Source organism: Candidatus Nitrosopumilus koreensis AR1 (assembly GCF_000299365.1).
GTDB lineage: Archaea > Thermoproteota > Nitrososphaeria > Nitrososphaerales > Nitrosopumilaceae > Nitrosopumilus > Nitrosopumilus koreensis.
On sequence record NC_018655.1, the window covers coordinates 930129 to 945629 of the forward strand.

The following is a 15501-nucleotide window of genomic DNA, read 5'->3' on the forward strand; positions in this document are numbered from 1 at the left end:
ATCATAGTCACGAAGACTTGTTTATCACGATTTTATGGAAAAATTAGCACTAGATAAAATAATTATTTTGTTTTAAATAATTTTGAACATCAATTTATTCATAGTATGTGTTTTGATATCAAAAAAAGTCGGAGGAGAAATTAATGGGTAGAACGTGTAGAGGTATTTGCGAAATGCACAAAGCAGAACCTGCACCAAATAAAATCAGATATGAAATAGGTCAGAAAAGGTGCACGTTTTGTGGAATATTCTTAGCAATAAACGATCCAAGATGTATTTGTTGCAAAGCTGTATTGAGAACAAATCCAAGAAGTAAGAAAAGATGATTATTTTTTTGCAGCACTGACTAGAGACACAACATCTCTATCTCTTAGTTGATAGTCAACAGGTAGTCTAAGATTATATCTCAAATCTTTGCCATAAAGCAATCCTTTTGTCAAGTCAGTATGAATCTCCTTTGCAAGATCATTAATTGTTGCCCCATCTTTAAGTAAAATCAAGTCAGGTAGAATCCGTCCTTTTTTATCAGCAAGTTTTGTTTCATCAGCAACGGGATATATTGAATTCATTTTAAGCAGTTTGAAGACGGCAACATTGATTGCAAATTGAACACCTGTACGCATGTATTCGCCCATGATTCCCTTTTTGATAAAATTCAAAGCGTTGATTTGCTTTTCATTTAATTCATCAGATTTTAGTATCTCAAATTGTTCAGAGCCAGGAGAATATTTTATCAATCCCTTTTGTTCAGCACGTCGAAGACTAAACTCACTATCACCACTTACAGGTATCACAATCGAGTCATTGTAACGTTCTCTCAGCCTAACAAAATTTTTGTCTGCCCCTTCAACATCTATTTTATTTGCAACAATCAAAGTAGGTTTTGAAATTTTTCTCAGATAAGACGCAAATTTTTTACTATCAACCATGTCAAACTCATTAAAATTTTTTTCTTCAAGACCAGTTGCAACAAGAGATTCTTTCACATGAGATTTTTTTACACCTATCCCACGATAAAGATCAGTAACAGCATCAACGAATTCTGAACCAGAATTAATTAATTTTGAAATTTTTTCACGATTTCCTTCAAGAATTTTATGATACCACATGATTAATTCTTCTTCAATGTCCGCAAAATCAGAAATAGGATCGCCAGTACCAACCTCGGTAATCTTTCCAGTAGAATCAACACCACCAGAAGCATCTACGACATGTAACAACGCATCAGATTGAGCGGCAATAGAAAGAAATTGATTTCCCAGTCCTTTTCCTTTCCATGCATCTTTGATTAATCCAGGAAGATCAATTAACTCAATTGGAATATATCTCCAGCCATCAACACATTTAGAATTATTTGGATTGTCTTGGATTTTAAATTCAGGATGAACACAAAGAGTAATTGCATTTGCCACACCAGATACAGGGGATTTTGTTGTAAATGGATATGATGAAATTTCTTCAGAAGACAATGTTGCAGAATTAAAGAAAGTTGTCTTACCAGTATTGGTTTTACCGATTAGTCCAAGTTTGATTGGCATACAATAATTTTCATTTGTGAATATTTATCTCTGCCTAGGAATGATCATTGTTTTTGTTTTTAATTTTTTCAAGGGTCTGAGTTAGTTCTTTAATTGCCCATTCAATATCAGATAAATCCTCATTAGAAAGAGAGTCCTTCCATTTTTCTAAAACACTAGTTGCAATTTCTGAACAATTATACAATAAATTCCAGTAAGGATGATGTTCTGCAGTAGTGTAGGATAATTCAGTTACATCGATTAAACCGTTTTTTGCTCTTGCCAAAGAGGTAATTTTTTCTCCAAATATTTTGATAATATCATTTTCAAGATCTGTTTCAATTTTTAATGGAGTGTTTTTTGTTTCATATTTTTTTGCTAGGTCAAGCAAATCATGATAAAAATTCTCAAAATTTTCCATATTAACACAGTCTCTGATGCTCTGCCAACATACATCTGTTAAAGACAACATCAATGCCGGCATCTCTAGCTAGTTTCTCAGCTTCTGGATTATGGATTCCTTCTTGAAGCCAAATCACTTTGGGTTTTTTCTTGATTGCCTCTTGAACAAATGGCAAGACTTCCTCAGAAGGTCTAAAGATATCTACAATGTCAATGTCATCATCAATATCAGATACAGATTCATAACATTTTTTCCCCAAAATTTCATCAGCAGAGGGATTTACTGGAGTTATGGCAAATCCATTTTCAGACAAATATCTAGGCACGTAATGAGCTGCTTTTGAAGGATTTTTTGACATACCAACAACTACCACTTTTTTTAAAGACAAGATATCTTGTATCTGCTTGTCAGTATGGGTATCGTGTTCCATAGCAATCATACGATTAACATGGATATAATTTTTGAAAAATCATGCAAAGAATTTTTTAGTAATAATAAGAAACACCCAACATGGAAGAAGAAGCAAAAGATGTCATTGTTTTAGGTGCAATCAGACGGGGAGACAAAAAATTTGATAAAATTCAGAGATCAACTCAAATTAAACCTGAAGAACTTAATTCCATTTTAGAGAAATTAGAAGAAAGAGGATTCATAGTAGTAGATGAGAAAAAAGGATGGCTAGGAAAAAAAATTGAATTAAAAGTTACTGAAAAAGGTTCAAACGAACTTGATCAAAGATTACACGAAATTAAAGAAAAATGGAATCAAATGCAAGCACTGTACCAAAGTGGAGACAAGCAAAAATTGCAAGGACTCATGGATGACAATAGATCATTTTTTCCAATGATGATGTTTTTTGGAATTATGGATATGATGATGTTTAGTATGATGTTTAGTATGATTGGCGCCAGTATGGGAGATTATGTTCCAGCAGAAAGTATGCCAGATGGTGCAGATGGAGGCATGGATGACGGTGGAATGGATGGAGGCATGGATGGAGGCATGGATGACGGTGGATTTGATATTGATATTGGATTCTAGTGCAAATTTTATACTCGAAGCAAAAACCAACTACAATTGATTTACAATTCATTTGATAATCCAGGATTAGTGAAAGTTCTTACATTTTTGCAAACTCACAATACAGAATACCTATCAGGTCAAGATTTGAGTGATGTGTTACGAATTAGCAGAGTTGCAGTATGGAAACATATCAAAAAAATTCAAGAGTTAGGATATACAGTAGAATCAAAACAAAAACTAGGTTACAAATTAACAAAAAATTCAGATGCATTACTCCCATGGGAAATCACTTCAGGTTTGAAAACAAAGATCATAGGACAACAGGCATTTTATTTTGATTCAACTGATTCGACACAAAATCAAGCACTAAAGATGGCTGAAGAGCATAAAAGAAATGGTGCAATAATTGTTGCAGAGAAACAAACTGGAGGCAAAGGAAGATCTGGAAGGAAGTGGATATCGCCAAAAGGGGGGATTTGGTTTTCAGTTATTTTACATCCAAAATTCGACATCACCATAACAACACTATTTCCCATAGCATCGGCATTAGCATTATCTCTAGCATTAGAAAAAACATGCAAAATTTCTCCAGAATTAAAATGGCCAAATGATTTAACAATTAAAGGGAAAAAATTAGCAGGAATGTTAGTAGATGCATCATTAGAATCAAACAAAATTGAAAGTTTAGTGTTAGGTGTAGGAATAAATTTTGATGTAGATGTTAAGCAAATTGAAAAAAATCTTAAAGGTACACCAAATTTTTATGGTGTGGCTACACTTAACGAATACAAAACTAAAATCAGGCCAGTAGAACTAGTTCAAGCATTTTTAATAGAATTAGAAAAAATATACAAATTACTAAATACAAAACAAACAAAAAAAATCATTTCAGAATGGACAAAAAGATCATCAACAATTGGAAAGAATGTGAAACTAAATACAGTTGAAGGCGAAATTAAAGGAAAAGCAATTAGAATTGATGAAGATGGAGCGCTGGTTATATCCAATAACAAAAATACCAACAGAGTGATTGCAGGAGATATTATTCACCTAGCAAAATGATTATTTTTTGCAGTTTTTGGTTTTCTTTTAGTTGTAGATTTTCGTTTTGGTTTTGAAAGTAATGAAGATTGTTCTTTAACAATTTCTTTAAGATCGTTTTGTATTTCAAATACTGTAGAAAGTAACTCCTCTAATGCAACAGAGTATTGCTCATATACAGAAAGCAATTCATTTTGTTTGGCATTTGTCTTTTGAAGATATTCATTAGACCTTATGAGATTTGCAGTGTCAACTAATTCAGGAATGTCAGAGGGCGACCCACCTAATTGGGCTAGATCTGCTTGTGCTTGTTGTATTTTTTTACGAAGATCATAGATAATGTTGCCCATCCCAATTTTTTCCAATATCAAAACACACACTCCAAATAAATTAAAGAGTTTCTAAGGTATAAAAAAACAGAAAAACAACATGCGTATAAATTAGTAGAAAATAGAAATAAACCACGAAACAATCACTTATCATGTTAAATTATTTTAAAAAATTTCTTGCATGTTATTTATCATAATACTTAGCACACAAAGCATCACAGGAAGTTCATTTGCTCAGACAAATGAAGACCCAGAAGTAATGTTTAATGAGGCAACTGAGTTTTTTTCTAATGGAAATTACAATCAAGCTATAGCAATTTATGACGAGATATTAGAAATTGCACCAAACAACATCTCTACGCTAAAGATGAAAGGGATAGCACATAGTAACATGGGAGACCACAAAAAATCTTTAGAACAATTTTTTATTATTTTACAACATAGACCAAATGACGTAATAGCGTTAACTGGAATGGGTGTAGGATTTGGCAATTTAGGAGAATATCAAGAATCAATATCATATTTTGAAAAAGCCCTCAAAGAGAAACCAAATAGTATAGTGATTAAAAATTACAAAGAATTTGTTGACAAGGTAATTTCAAAATATCCATATACACCTACAGAAAAACCTGAAGGATTAGAAAAACAACCAATATCATCCATACCAGATTGGGTAAAGCCAATAGCAAAATGGTGGTCTACAGATAGTATTGATGATTCAGAATTTGTTTCAGCATTACTATATATGATTAATAATAAAATAATCCAAATTCCACCAGTAGAAACTCAAAGTGTTTCTGAAGAAAAAATACCAGAATGGATAAAAAATAATGCAGGATGGTGGGCAGATAGTCAAATTGATGATGAGGCATTTATTCAAGGCATACAATACATGATAGAAAATGGACTAATTGTAATCAAAATTGAAGAGACATCACAGAAAACACAAGAAGAGTTAGATCATGAATATTATTTATTTACAAAATATCTCAGAGATATTTCCAATAACATATCAAAGGAAAAAAGATACATAGAATATCCAAATCCCAGTCAAGATGTAATCAAAAAATTCCTCAGAGATTACGTAAAATGGAATTTTGAAGAAGAAGCTAAAAATGCATCAAGTAGCTTCCCAGATCCAACATATGAAATTGTTAATGGAACATATATCATACATTACAAAGTTTTCATTAATGAACAGCCTACAGGGCTACCTTTGAATCACGTTAACACATTAAGCAATTCATTTGCATTTTGGGAAGAACAAGAATTATCAACAAATGATCAAAAAGCAAAAATGAAATTCGAAGTAACAGATTTGAAACATGAAGCAAATGTTTGGGTAACATGGGTAGTCCGAAATATAGGAGACGGTGTTTTAGGACATGCACATCTTGGAAAAGGAGTGGTAGAAGTTACGTTAGGCGATTATAATTGTGACGGGAGTTTTCAATTGTATGACGTAAATAGTGTAGAGACAATCATGACTCATGAGCTTGGTCATTCTATAGGTTTGAAACATGTCCAAGATAAAACAAGTATAATGTATCCATCATTTACGCCATCATATGCATATTGTCTACTTAGCTAAATTTCTAAAATTTGTCAAGGTTAATGAAAAAATATCAATTAGCTTAACCTACACACAAATAACCGGTAGAAATTAGGTAAAATGGATAATAAGGCAATTATGTAAATTTCACATATTATGCTTAGAAATACAATGATTACAGGTTCAAAATGTCCAGCCTGCGGCGATAAAAAAATGATCACCGATGAAAATACAGGGGAATTGTTTTGTGGAAAGTGTGGATTTGTTGTTTCAGATAAGATTGCAGATACAGGTGCAGAGTGGCGTTCTTTTTCAAATGATGAAGGTAACAAAGCAAGAACAGGTGCAGGAACTTCCCTTACAATGCATGATATGGGGCTATCAACGGTAATAGGAGCTGCAAACAAAGACTCTACAGGAAAACCATTATCTGCAAGTGTAAAAAGTTCGATTGAAAGGCTAAGAACATGGGACAGTAGAAGTCAAGCTCATTCATCAGCAGACAGGAATCTAAGACAGGCACTAAATGAGATGGACAAACTAAAAGACAAATTAGCATTAACAGATGCAGTTATTGAAAAAGCAGCCTACATTTACAGAAAGGCAATGGAGAAAAAACTTGTCAGAGGACGTTCAATTCAAGGATTAGTAGCAGCATGCCTTTATGCATCATGTAGAAATACTGAAACCCCAAGAACGCTGGATGACGTAGCAAAAGGAATCAACATTAGAAGAAAAGATGTTGCAAGATGTTATAGATTGATTTTTAGAGAATTGGAATTAAAAATGCCAGTAGTTGATCCTGTTAAAGGAGTATCTAGAATTGCAAGTATCGCAGAGCTAAGTGAGAAAAGTAAACGTAAAGCAATTGCCATTTTAAATGAAGCAAAAAAGATGGGAGTAGTTGCAGGCAAAGATCCAATGGGGATAGCAGCTGCTGCATTATATCTTGCATGTATTAGTACTGGAGAAGTAAAATCACAAAAAGACATATCCATAGCATCAGGAGTAACAGAAGTTACAATCAGAAACAGATGTGCAGGATTGAGAAAAATGATTAACAATTAAGAAAATCATTTCTGAGATCTTTCAAATTCTAATTTATCCCAAGGAAACACAACATATGCATCATTGTTAGTTTTTTTAGCATAAACTAATTGTGTAGGATATTTTTTTCCACGCCTTGCAAACAGTGTCACATAAACAAATTTTGAAGGAACATCTACTTTTTTGATTAAGTCATCAAATGTATTTCCCGTGTCAAAGATATCATCAACAAACAAGGAATTAGAAGATATCCTCTTTTTGTCAACATGTATTTTTTTGATTCCCAACTGGTCTGCAATTAAACGCGCAGGAACAAGACCGCCTCTGCTTAGAGTAGTAATACTTGGAAAAGACCGAGGCAATTTCAAAATTTTTTTAGAGACGTTTTTTACAAGATATTCAATTTCACTCCAATCTACTTCTTGATACAACATAAAAAATCTAGAATGAGTAGAATTAAGTCGTTATGATCAAAATGTCTTCATAGGGGTTTTTTTAAGTGGTTCAATAATTTTTAAAATTTTAAATGGAATTTTTCCAAAATCAGTCTCTTTTTCACAAGACACTAACAATACATCATCATTAGATAATGGAAAACTCATAACGATTACTTTATCACGATAAGACATTGAGAAGTGAACCTCTCCAAATTCTTTATCAAACTCGTGTCTCATCCTAACACGTAATGCTAATTCCATAAACATCATTTCGTCTTGTTTCTGAGCCTCAAGTGAAAGCAACCCCTTTTTCATTCCACCAGCCATAAGATGTCCTCTACTATTGATGAATCTAGCTGAACGCATTTTAGAATCTAATTTTGTTATTTTTTGGCAGATTTTCTCTAGTTCTTCAATGTTTTCCATTTGTCTAATTATGCAAACGAACTATTTATTGCGATCTGTTTCAATAGATCACTATGCAATCAGAGTCCACAAAAGACATTACAGATTACTACAAACATCTTTCGCTTTTCTGGACAGATATTGTACATTTAATGTCAAGTAAACCACAAGCATTGGCATCAATTGGGCCAATGAGAGCATTCGCGGCAAATTCTAAGAAAATATCAACTGAATTAATTGAGATTAATGAAGACCTGATGGAATTTAACAAACATTTGACAGAATATTACAAACAACTGGCAGATACTTGGACAGAGGCACAAAAAAAAAGTCAATCTCAAAGCGCCAGAAATTCCTCAAGATGTAGAGCATATGGAAGCAGTCAAAAGAATTTGGATAGATATTTTCGATAATGATTTTACAGAATTATTTGATTCAGGTAAATTTGGAGATAATTATGGAAAACTAGTTTCAAAGGAATTAGAGTTGACAAAACATTGGAACAATATTACAAATGTAATATTACAATCAGTAAATCTTCCAAGTAAAGAAGAGATAGATGAAGTTTACAAAGAGATACATTCCCTCAAGAAGAGAGTTGCAAAATTAGAATTAGAGTTAAAGAAAAAGGAGATGAAAAACAATGCAAAGTGAATCAAATATAGATCCAAAAATCATTGAAGAGATTTTAAAATTTAGTAAAAATGTAATTGATGCACCAAAACTAGTGGCAGCCCCTGACGAGATTAGTTTGGAAGTAACCCCACATGACATTGTGCAACAAATGGATAAAACTCGTTTATTGCATTACAGACCAATTACCGATAAACAACATAAAACTCCTTTATTGATTTCATATGCATTAATTAACAGATTCCATATTTTGGACATACAGCCAGAAAAGAGTTGGGTTAGAAATCTACTTCAACAAGGATTTGATGTGTATATGCTAGACTGGGGAACACCAACAAGCATGGACAAGTATTTGGATTTTGATGATTATGTTAATGGGTATTTAGATGCATATGTAGAATATATTAAAAATGAAACATCTACTGAAAAAATTTCATTACAAGGATATTGTACAGGAGCAACAATTGCCACAGCATATGCATCACTACATCCAGAAAGTGTCAAAAATTACATTGCAACTGCTCCTGTAATTGATGGTTGGAGAGACACCACAGTAATCAGCAATCTAGCAAAGCATATGGATGTGGATAAAATGGTAGAAGTTATCGGGAACATGCCCCCAGAATTCATGTATTATTGTTTTTCAGTGCTCAAACCGTTTGAACAAGGTATTGAAAAATATGTCAATTTCTTCAAAAACATTGAAAATAAGAAATTTGTAGATAGTTTCCTCAGAGTAGAAAAATGGTTAGGAGACACACCACCAATCCCAGGAGAATTATTCAGACAGTGGATAAAAGATATCTATCAAGATAATTTGCTCATTCAAAATAAGATGCACATAGAGGGTCAGTTAGTAGATTTGAAGAAAATAGACATGCCAATATTCACACAAGTTGCAGTAGGAGATCATCTAGTTTCACCTGAATGTAGTATGCCACTTCATTATGCAGTTGGAAGTGAAGATAAAACATTGAGAATGTATCCAACAGGTCATGTTGGAATGATTGCAAGTTCATTATCTCAGAAAAAGGTATTACCTGAGCTTGGACAATGGCTATCTGAAAGATCATAAAATAAAAAAGAAAAAATTAAAAAACAGATTCGCCACTAGTTGTGTTTTGTGGTGAATGCTGAAATCCAAGATTGAAGAATGTTTCTATTTAATTCAGCAAATGATTTTGCATTGTCATTAAAGGTCTTGATGTTTTGTTGTGTAGCATCAATTGTTGCAAGTGTAACTTGGTTTTGAATTGATGTTGCCTTTACGACTTCTTCAGTAGTATCTTGCATTACTTTGATTGTAGCTTCAGGAATGTTTGCTGCAATACCTGCTTTCTTTGCATATTCTTTTTGTAATGATAGTGTTGAATCTGCAATATTCTCATAGGCTTGTAGGAATTCCTGTTGTACGTTTGTAATTGCTTGATGATATTGTGGTACTGATGTTCTAATACCGTTGAAGAATTTATCTACGTTTTGCTGATATACAGAAAATAGATCTTTTGGATTTGATTGTGTCTGTTCGTTCTTACTCAATTTTTCACCTCCCTAGCTTTTGATTTTTTTGCTATTGGAAGAACAATGACTTGAACCAAGTCACCTTCGCCTAATCCTAGGGCATTACGTTCTGCCTCTGGGATCGAAATTCTACCATTACTACTAATGGTGGTTTTGTATGCACCCCAATTCATAAAAGATGGAAGCATTTGTCCAATGCTAAACATTGTGTCCATGCTTTTGTTTTGCATAGATGACATATTGTCCATCAAATTTGATTGGGCCTGCCTAGTATTTTCAGAAACTTCTTTGAGTGTATCTAAGGGATTGAATGTTTTGTTAGTTTGGTTAGTCATTAAAGCACCAAAATTTTTTATGAACTCTGCTTGTGCACGTCCACTTTTTTGGATCCAGTCTTTGAACATTTCTGTAGGATCATATTGGTTTGTATTACCATTCATTGGTAATTATAGGAATTAAGTGGTATTTAAGTGCACCTAATTAACTCCTAAAAAATCCAGGACCTTTTCAGAAAAAACAAGTGGATCTTGAACATATGGAGTATGGCCACACCCATCCATTCTGACAAAACGACAGTCCTTAAGAGATGAAATAAAATCATCAGCATATTGAATTGGGATCACAGGATCATCACTGCCCCAAATCAACATGGTTTGAGTCATGATAGAAGATAGTTTTTTTGTTATAACTTCGGAATTTTTTAAACCAAGAATAGTAGACATGAATGCAAGTTTTGCATTGGGCAATTGCATTCTTTTGATAAAACCATCAACAATTTTTTGATCTACACTTTCACCAGATCCTTCCATCATTTCAAATGCATTTTTTGCATTTTGTTCATTAGGATACAATGCAGCCATGATATAGGCATCAAGTGCAGGAGTTGATTGTTTCATCACCCCAGAAGGAGATACCAAGATGAGTTTATCAACATCATTTGGGTGAGATGCAGTGAATTCAGCAGAAATTTGGCCACCTAAAGAAGAACCTATCAAATAAGGACATTTGATGTTTGCAGACAAAAAGAATTGTTCAAGAAAATTCGAAAAAAAGTCTATAGTATAATCAGCAAGGGGTTTATCGCTATATCCAAAGCCAATTAGATCAGGAATTACTACACGAAATTTTTCTGCAAAAATAGGCATTACCCGTTCCCATCTTTCAGCAGAGGCCCCCAAACCATGAATAAGAACTAAAGTTTTTTTAGAATTTCCAGATTCCAAATAACGAATCTTATTGCCATCAATTTGAAGAAATTTTTCATTCACGATTTTAGCTTCAATTATCATCAGTAGATAAGTTTTAGTTAATTTTGCGATCATCGAGATTCATAGTTTAGAAAAATGTGTAATGCAATACAGCAAGTATGTTTTTTAGGATCAAAAGTATCAAGAATGTGTGATAAAGAAGAAAATCTCAAAAATCCTTGTGCCGCTTGATGGATCAAAGAATTCCCAAAGAGGTTTAGAAATGGCTATCACGTTAGCTAGGGAGTGTGAAGCTATAATCACAGGAGTATTCTCAATAAATGTACCATCGCATTCAGAATTCAGAGGTGTAGGATCTGTGGAAAAATCGTTCAATGAAGAAGTAAAAAAAATCATGGAAGAGGCAAAGACATTATCGGCCAAAAATGGCATTGTGTTCAAAGAGAGATTAATGAAAGGAGATCCTGGATACAATATCATAAAACTCGCACAAGGTAATGAAAAATTTGACATGATAGTAATAGGATCAAGAGGAAGGAGTTCTACAAAAGAACTATTCTTTGGAAGCGTATCAAATTACGTCATACATGCAGCAAAGATTCCAGTTGTTGTCGTAAAATAATTTAAAATCCGTTCTTTTTGAAATACTTTTGATGGTATTCTTCTGCTTTGTAAAATGTAGGGGCAGGAGTAATTTCAGTAACTATTGGCAAGTCATATTTTCCAGAAGAATCTAGTTGTTGTTTTGATTTTTCTGCAATTATTTTTTGTTCTTCATCATGATAAAAAATTGCAGAGCGGTATTGTATTCCAACATCAGGACCTTGACGATTCAAAGTTGTAGGATTGTGATTTTTCCAAAAAACATCTAATAATTCTTCATATGAAATTTCATTAGGATCATATTCAACTTCAACTGCTTCAGCATGACCTGTTCTGTCAGTACATACTTCTTCATAAGTAGGATTTGGCAAGTTACCTCCAATATAGCCAACTTGTGTAGATTTTACACCCTTTGTTTTGCTAAGCAAATCTTCAACATGCCAAAAACATCCTGCACCAAATGTTGCTTTCAATTCAAATAGAATTATCAGTCATCAAATTAAAACCATTTGTTAGAAAATATCTAGAACAAATTAATTTACATCAGTGAAAATCTCAACCACTTTTTTTGCCAAGTTCTCAATATTAGCAGTAGGTTCAGCAGAAATTAACAATAAGATTTGTGTAATAGGAAAAGGGAAACTAACTAAAACTGCCTTATCTCGTCTTGCTGCAAGATAATTGATAGGCCCCAAACTTTCATCATATTCTTTTCTGATGGATGCCTTTGATACAAATTCTAAGAATGACTGCAATCGTGTTTCATCACCTTCATGAGGGATTAATCCTTCTTTGAAACCTCCAGATATCAATTGGCCGTCTTTATCAACAATTCCTGCAAAGCGGATCTCAGATTCTTCAAGTAGTTTGCTGCATTTTTCACCATATAGTTTCAAAGCACCTTCAGAATTAGACATGATAAAATCATTCAAGATATCAAAAATAAAAACCTAGTCAATTTTACGTTTGGAAGATATTCCAAATTGGTCACAATGTTTAACGAATTTGTACATGGAATTAATAAGCAAAAACCAAAATTAACAGTATTGAAAATCACAGTAATCCTAGTTATATCTATTTTAATGATAGGGAGTTTTAATGTTCAAAGTATTTTTGCACATCAGCCAGATTTTTCGGTAAAAACGCCTGAAGATATTTTGAAGTTTTGTGAATTTTTTCACCAAGAATACAAAACGTTAGGATTGGATTCGCTTATTGATCAACATTCCCAATATCCAAACATCAGAGTATGTGCAATTTTGTATAATCATATTGCATGGGATAGTACGCATAAAGCAAGAGATATTGTGTTAATTGCAGAAATTGGAAAATACCTAGGAGATTCTAGTTTTCTTAAAGAAAGGCATATCAAAGAATTTACTACAATGCCACCTTGGATAATAGCAGACATAGTACGATGGACAGATGGAAAATACAAAGATAGTCTATATGCATATGGAGTCAGAGCATTAATTGAGAATAATGTAATATCTCCAAAGATTACAGACAATGTTAGTCAAAGATTATGCATTGATGGTTCATGTATAAAAGAAACAGATTATGTGACTTACTCACACACTAGCAAATACGGAAATACGATCACAGAAAAATTTGAAGTTAAAAAAATTGATCAAAATGGAATTACAGTTAATTCAAAAATAGTTTCAGAAGATGGAATAAAAAATTACGAATTTTTACTTGATGAGAATTCAAAGATACCAAATGAGCAAAAATGTTGTAAAACAGAAAAATTTCTTTATAAAATACCCATAGAAACAGGACAAGTTATCGATGAAAAATACACAGTTTATGGAACTGTAAACCTCACAATAGGTAATATTTTGAGAGAAGGTGCAGTTGCAGAAAATAAAGATAAAACTGAGATGGTGGTAATTGACAAAAAACAGGCCTATTATTATCAGAAAAATTTGAAAAAACAGAAATTACAACAAACTGGGAAAAGACATCAATACTACAGACAAATGTATTTGAAAAGTCAAACGGGATACAATATCATGATTTGAAAATTCCTTTATGGTGGAAAACAAGTGCCATGTGGTTTACAGATGGATTAACTTCAGAAGATGAATACATTAAAGCTCTAGAGTACATGATAGAAAAAAGAATCATCATCGTGTAGTTTTTGGAGTACATTTTAGAATAACATAATCAATTATTCTTTTCTCAGATGCGCTTTTCATTTTAACAATTGATTTGTATAAAATATTTTCAACATAATTTGGATATTCTTTTAAGATAGATTTTTTCAAGTGTTCTCTATTTTTAAGATAATAATCTGCAAGAGGTTCATATACAAATTTACCAATTAGTTGTTCGTTTTTAATTACAAATTCACAGGAATCCAATATCTCTCGTACAGCGTCTAATGAATAATGTTCTGAAGACCAAGTAAATTTCAACATGCCTAAATCTTTGAGAGAAGAATTTCCCAAAGTTACAGGAATTGCCATCACGAGTAATCCAGAATCCAACAGGATTCTTTTTGACTCAACAATAAAATCAGAAAGAGGTTTGAAGTGTTGTGCAGACTCTAATGCCAAAACACGATCTACAGAATTGTTTACAAATGGAAGTTTTGTAGATGTAGAGTTTAAAAATTCAATTTTTTGTTTCTTTCCAGAGTACAGTTGAGAATAGTTAATGTTTACATCATACAAAAAAATATTTGGAAATTTTTGTTGCCAGAGATGAGAAGGAGCAGACAACCCACTTCCTACATCAACAACATGTTTTGCAGATGAAAGTTCAGCAAGATCTGCAAAAACCATACAGAGATTTTCCTGAGCAGAGAGTGGATCACAGTTATTTGATGACCAATATCCAAAATTTAGCATAGAGCCGCCAGTTGCAAGTTGCATTACAGGTGATAATACATTGTAAAGATTTACAGTATCCTTTTCATTTCTACGAAAAGTCCACAAAAATACATCCAAAGGATTTATCGATACCAAAAATAAATTCAAAATTAATTGAATTGAGTCATATTAATTTCTAGGGTAATCCATCAGAATCTTCAGCACAGTGTTTATGCACCCATTTGTCATCTTGATTTTTTGAGATCTCTTTTCCTGGTTGGATTTTGTCACCACAAGAGACGCAAGATGTTGCAAATTTTGCTTTCATGTTTTTAGATATATTATAACAGATAAATCAAATGCGTTGTAAATTGTGTTAACTAGTGATTAACATGTTTTATAAATTTGGATTATTAGTTAGATACTAGGTATCAGAAATGTCATCAGAGATTATTCTTGCAAAATGGTCAGACAGATTCTTTGCATGGTTGATTGATTTTATCATAATATCATCCATTTCAACTGCGACAATCTTTGCAGTTTTTGGAAATATAGATTATGAATTTGAAGAAGAGATGTTTTGGGCAGAAAACACACAATACATTCCAACAAGCATCATATTTTTTGTTTATTGGACAGTTTTAGAATACAAAACAGGCCAAACAATTGGCAAGAAAATCCTCAATCTAAAAAGCACAGACATAGATGGTAAAACTCCAAGTTTGAAAGGTGTTTTGATCAGTAGTTTTGGAAAATCATTTTTGCTTCCATTTGATGTTGTTTTGGGATGGATTTTGACTAATCAGAAAAGACAAAGAATATTCAATAAACTAGGGGACACTTTGGTTGTAAAAATCAAAGAGTCTCAAGATGCGTCAGACATCACATATCAAAAGGATTAGTGTTGTCAGATTTTCTTGAATTGTTACCATGAAGAGTTAACCGACAGATCTATTAACAACCTTC

22 protein-coding genes and 1 pseudogene are annotated in these 15501 nt (G+C 32.7%); 10 read left to right on the forward strand and 13 right to left on the reverse strand.

The window, feature by feature from the left end:
• Positions 1 to 143: 143 nt before the first annotated feature.
• On the forward strand, positions 144 to 326 hold the full coding sequence (locus NKOR_RS05525; protein ID WP_016939222.1) for a hypothetical protein: 183 nt from the start codon (positions 144 to 146) through the stop codon (positions 324 to 326).
• Here NKOR_RS05525 and NKOR_RS05530 read toward each other — a convergent pair whose 3' ends face one another.
• Genes NKOR_RS05530 through NKOR_RS05540 form a run of 3 tightly spaced genes read right to left on the reverse strand, consistent with a single transcriptional unit; the run spans position 327 to position 2359 of the window.
• Positions 327 to 1538 (reverse strand): redox-regulated ATPase YchF, encoded by a 1212-nt coding sequence (locus NKOR_RS05530; protein ID WP_014963380.1) that lies wholly within the window; start codon positions 1536 to 1538, stop codon positions 327 to 329.
• Between the two features lie 34 nt (positions 1539 to 1572).
• Positions 1573 to 1938 carry a hypothetical protein gene (locus NKOR_RS05535; RefSeq protein WP_014963381.1) on the reverse strand — a complete coding sequence of 122 codons (366 nt, stop codon included), beginning with the start codon at positions 1936 to 1938 and terminating at the stop codon, positions 1573 to 1575.
• Position 1939: 1 nt separating this feature from the next.
• On the reverse strand, positions 1940 to 2359 hold the full coding sequence (locus tag NKOR_RS05540; protein ID WP_014963382.1) for a CoA-binding protein: 420 nt from the start codon (positions 2357 to 2359) through the stop codon (positions 1940 to 1942).
• A 71-nt stretch (positions 2360 to 2430) separates the two neighbouring features.
• On the opposite strand from NKOR_RS05540, the gene NKOR_RS05545 reads away from it, so the two are divergent.
• Together NKOR_RS05545 and NKOR_RS05550 are read left to right on the forward strand one after the other, a co-directional pair.
• Positions 2431 to 2961, forward strand: a complete 531-nt coding sequence (locus tag NKOR_RS05545; protein WP_014963383.1) for a hypothetical protein — start codon at positions 2431 to 2433, stop codon at positions 2959 to 2961.
• A 36-nt stretch (positions 2962 to 2997) separates the two neighbouring features.
• Positions 2998 to 4005, forward strand: a complete 1008-nt coding sequence (locus NKOR_RS05550; RefSeq protein ID WP_014963384.1) for a biotin--[acetyl-CoA-carboxylase] ligase — start codon at positions 2998 to 3000, stop codon at positions 4003 to 4005.
• Here NKOR_RS05550 and NKOR_RS05555 read toward each other — a convergent pair.
• Positions 3990 to 4349, reverse strand: coding sequence for a hypothetical protein (locus NKOR_RS05555; RefSeq protein WP_014963385.1), 360 nt, complete (start codon positions 4347 to 4349; stop codon positions 3990 to 3992). The two genes, NKOR_RS05550 and NKOR_RS05555, sit on opposite strands and share 16 nt — an antisense overlap.
• Positions 4350 to 4494: 145 nt before the next feature.
• On the opposite strand from NKOR_RS05555, the gene NKOR_RS05560 reads away from it, so the two are divergent.
• Together NKOR_RS05560 and NKOR_RS05565 are read left to right on the forward strand one after the other, a co-directional pair.
• Positions 4495 to 5904, forward strand: a complete 1410-nt coding sequence (locus NKOR_RS05560; RefSeq protein WP_014963386.1) for a M57 family metalloprotease — start codon at positions 4495 to 4497, stop codon at positions 5902 to 5904.
• Positions 5905 to 6021: 117 nt separating this feature from the next.
• A complete protein-coding gene (locus tag NKOR_RS05565) occupies positions 6022 to 6933 on the forward strand; it encodes a transcription initiation factor IIB (RefSeq protein WP_014963387.1) in 912 nt (303 codons plus the stop codon).
• Positions 6934 to 6938: 5 nt separating this feature from the next.
• Here NKOR_RS05565 and NKOR_RS05570 read toward each other — a convergent pair whose 3' ends face one another.
• Together NKOR_RS05570 and NKOR_RS05575 are read right to left on the reverse strand one after the other, a co-directional pair.
• A complete protein-coding gene (locus NKOR_RS05570; RefSeq protein WP_014963388.1) occupies positions 6939 to 7346 on the reverse strand; it encodes a phosphoribosyltransferase in 408 nt (135 codons plus the stop codon).
• 36 nt (positions 7347 to 7382) lie between these two features.
• The gene (locus NKOR_RS05575) at positions 7383 to 7775 is read right to left on the reverse strand and encodes a DUF6659 family protein (protein WP_014963389.1); all 393 of its coding nucleotides are present in this window, start codon (positions 7773 to 7775) and stop codon (positions 7383 to 7385) included.
• Positions 7776 to 7828: 53 nt separating this feature from the next.
• Here NKOR_RS05575 and NKOR_RS10655 point away from each other — a divergent pair.
• Positions 7829 to 8408, forward strand: a pseudogene (locus NKOR_RS10655) (poly(R)-hydroxyalkanoic acid synthase subunit PhaE).
• Positions 8398 to 9462, forward strand: a complete 1065-nt coding sequence (gene phaC, locus NKOR_RS05585) for a class III poly(R)-hydroxyalkanoic acid synthase subunit PhaC (protein ID WP_014963390.1) — start codon at positions 8398 to 8400, stop codon at positions 9460 to 9462. Before NKOR_RS10655 ends, phaC begins: the two are co-directional and overlap by 11 nt.
• Before the next feature lie 35 nt (positions 9463 to 9497).
• Here phaC and NKOR_RS05590 read toward each other — a convergent pair whose 3' ends face one another.
• Genes NKOR_RS05590 through NKOR_RS05600 form a run of 3 tightly spaced genes read right to left on the reverse strand, consistent with a single transcriptional unit; the run spans position 9498 to position 11230 of the window.
• Positions 9498 to 9926: a hypothetical protein gene (locus NKOR_RS05590; protein ID WP_014963391.1), complete on the reverse strand. Its 429-nt coding sequence runs from the start codon at positions 9924 to 9926 to the stop codon at positions 9498 to 9500.
• Positions 9923 to 10348, reverse strand: a complete 426-nt coding sequence (locus NKOR_RS05595) for an AbrB/MazE/SpoVT family DNA-binding domain-containing protein (protein WP_014963392.1) — start codon at positions 10346 to 10348, stop codon at positions 9923 to 9925. Before NKOR_RS05595 ends, NKOR_RS05590 begins: the two co-directional genes overlap by 4 nt.
• A 36-nt stretch (positions 10349 to 10384) precedes the next feature.
• Complete coding sequence (locus NKOR_RS05600; RefSeq protein WP_014963393.1) at positions 10385 to 11230, reverse strand: alpha/beta fold hydrolase; 846 nt, start codon at positions 11228 to 11230, stop codon at positions 10385 to 10387.
• Between the two features lie 76 nt (positions 11231 to 11306).
• On the opposite strand from NKOR_RS05600, the gene NKOR_RS05605 reads away from it, so the two are divergent.
• Positions 11307 to 11738 (forward strand): universal stress protein, encoded by a 432-nt coding sequence (locus NKOR_RS05605; RefSeq protein ID WP_014963394.1) that lies wholly within the window; start codon positions 11307 to 11309, stop codon positions 11736 to 11738.
• 1 nt (position 11739) lies between these two features.
• On the opposite strand, the gene msrA is transcribed toward NKOR_RS05605, so the two are convergent.
• Positions 11740 to 12192, reverse strand: coding sequence for a peptide-methionine (S)-S-oxide reductase MsrA (msrA, locus tag NKOR_RS05610; RefSeq protein WP_014963395.1), 453 nt, complete (start codon positions 12190 to 12192; stop codon positions 11740 to 11742).
• Between the two features lie 60 nt (positions 12193 to 12252).
• A complete protein-coding gene (locus NKOR_RS05615) occupies positions 12253 to 12636 on the reverse strand; it encodes a DUF6659 family protein (RefSeq protein ID WP_014963396.1) in 384 nt (127 codons plus the stop codon).
• A gap of 75 nt (positions 12637 to 12711) precedes the next feature.
• On the opposite strand from NKOR_RS05615, the gene NKOR_RS05620 reads away from it, so the two are divergent.
• On the forward strand, positions 12712 to 13743 hold the full coding sequence (locus NKOR_RS05620; protein WP_014963397.1) for a hypothetical protein: 1032 nt from the start codon (positions 12712 to 12714) through the stop codon (positions 13741 to 13743).
• A 105-nt stretch (positions 13744 to 13848) separates the two neighbouring features.
• Here the strand turns inward: NKOR_RS05620 and NKOR_RS05625 are convergent, their stop codons facing one another.
• Both NKOR_RS05625 and NKOR_RS10560 read right to left on the reverse strand, forming a co-directional pair.
• Positions 13849 to 14673, reverse strand: a complete 825-nt coding sequence (locus NKOR_RS05625) for a methyltransferase domain-containing protein (protein ID WP_014963399.1) — start codon at positions 14671 to 14673, stop codon at positions 13849 to 13851.
• 58 nt (positions 14674 to 14731) lie between these two features.
• Positions 14732 to 14863: a hypothetical protein gene (locus NKOR_RS10560; protein ID WP_014963400.1), complete on the reverse strand. Its 132-nt coding sequence runs from the start codon at positions 14861 to 14863 to the stop codon at positions 14732 to 14734.
• Positions 14864 to 14972: 109 nt separating this feature from the next.
• Here NKOR_RS10560 and NKOR_RS05630 point away from each other — a divergent pair, with 109 nt between their 5' ends.
• Entirely contained in the window at positions 14973 to 15437 is a 465-nt protein-coding gene (locus tag NKOR_RS05630) for an RDD family protein (RefSeq protein ID WP_014963401.1), read from the forward strand.
• Positions 15438 to 15501 lie beyond the last annotated feature (64 nt).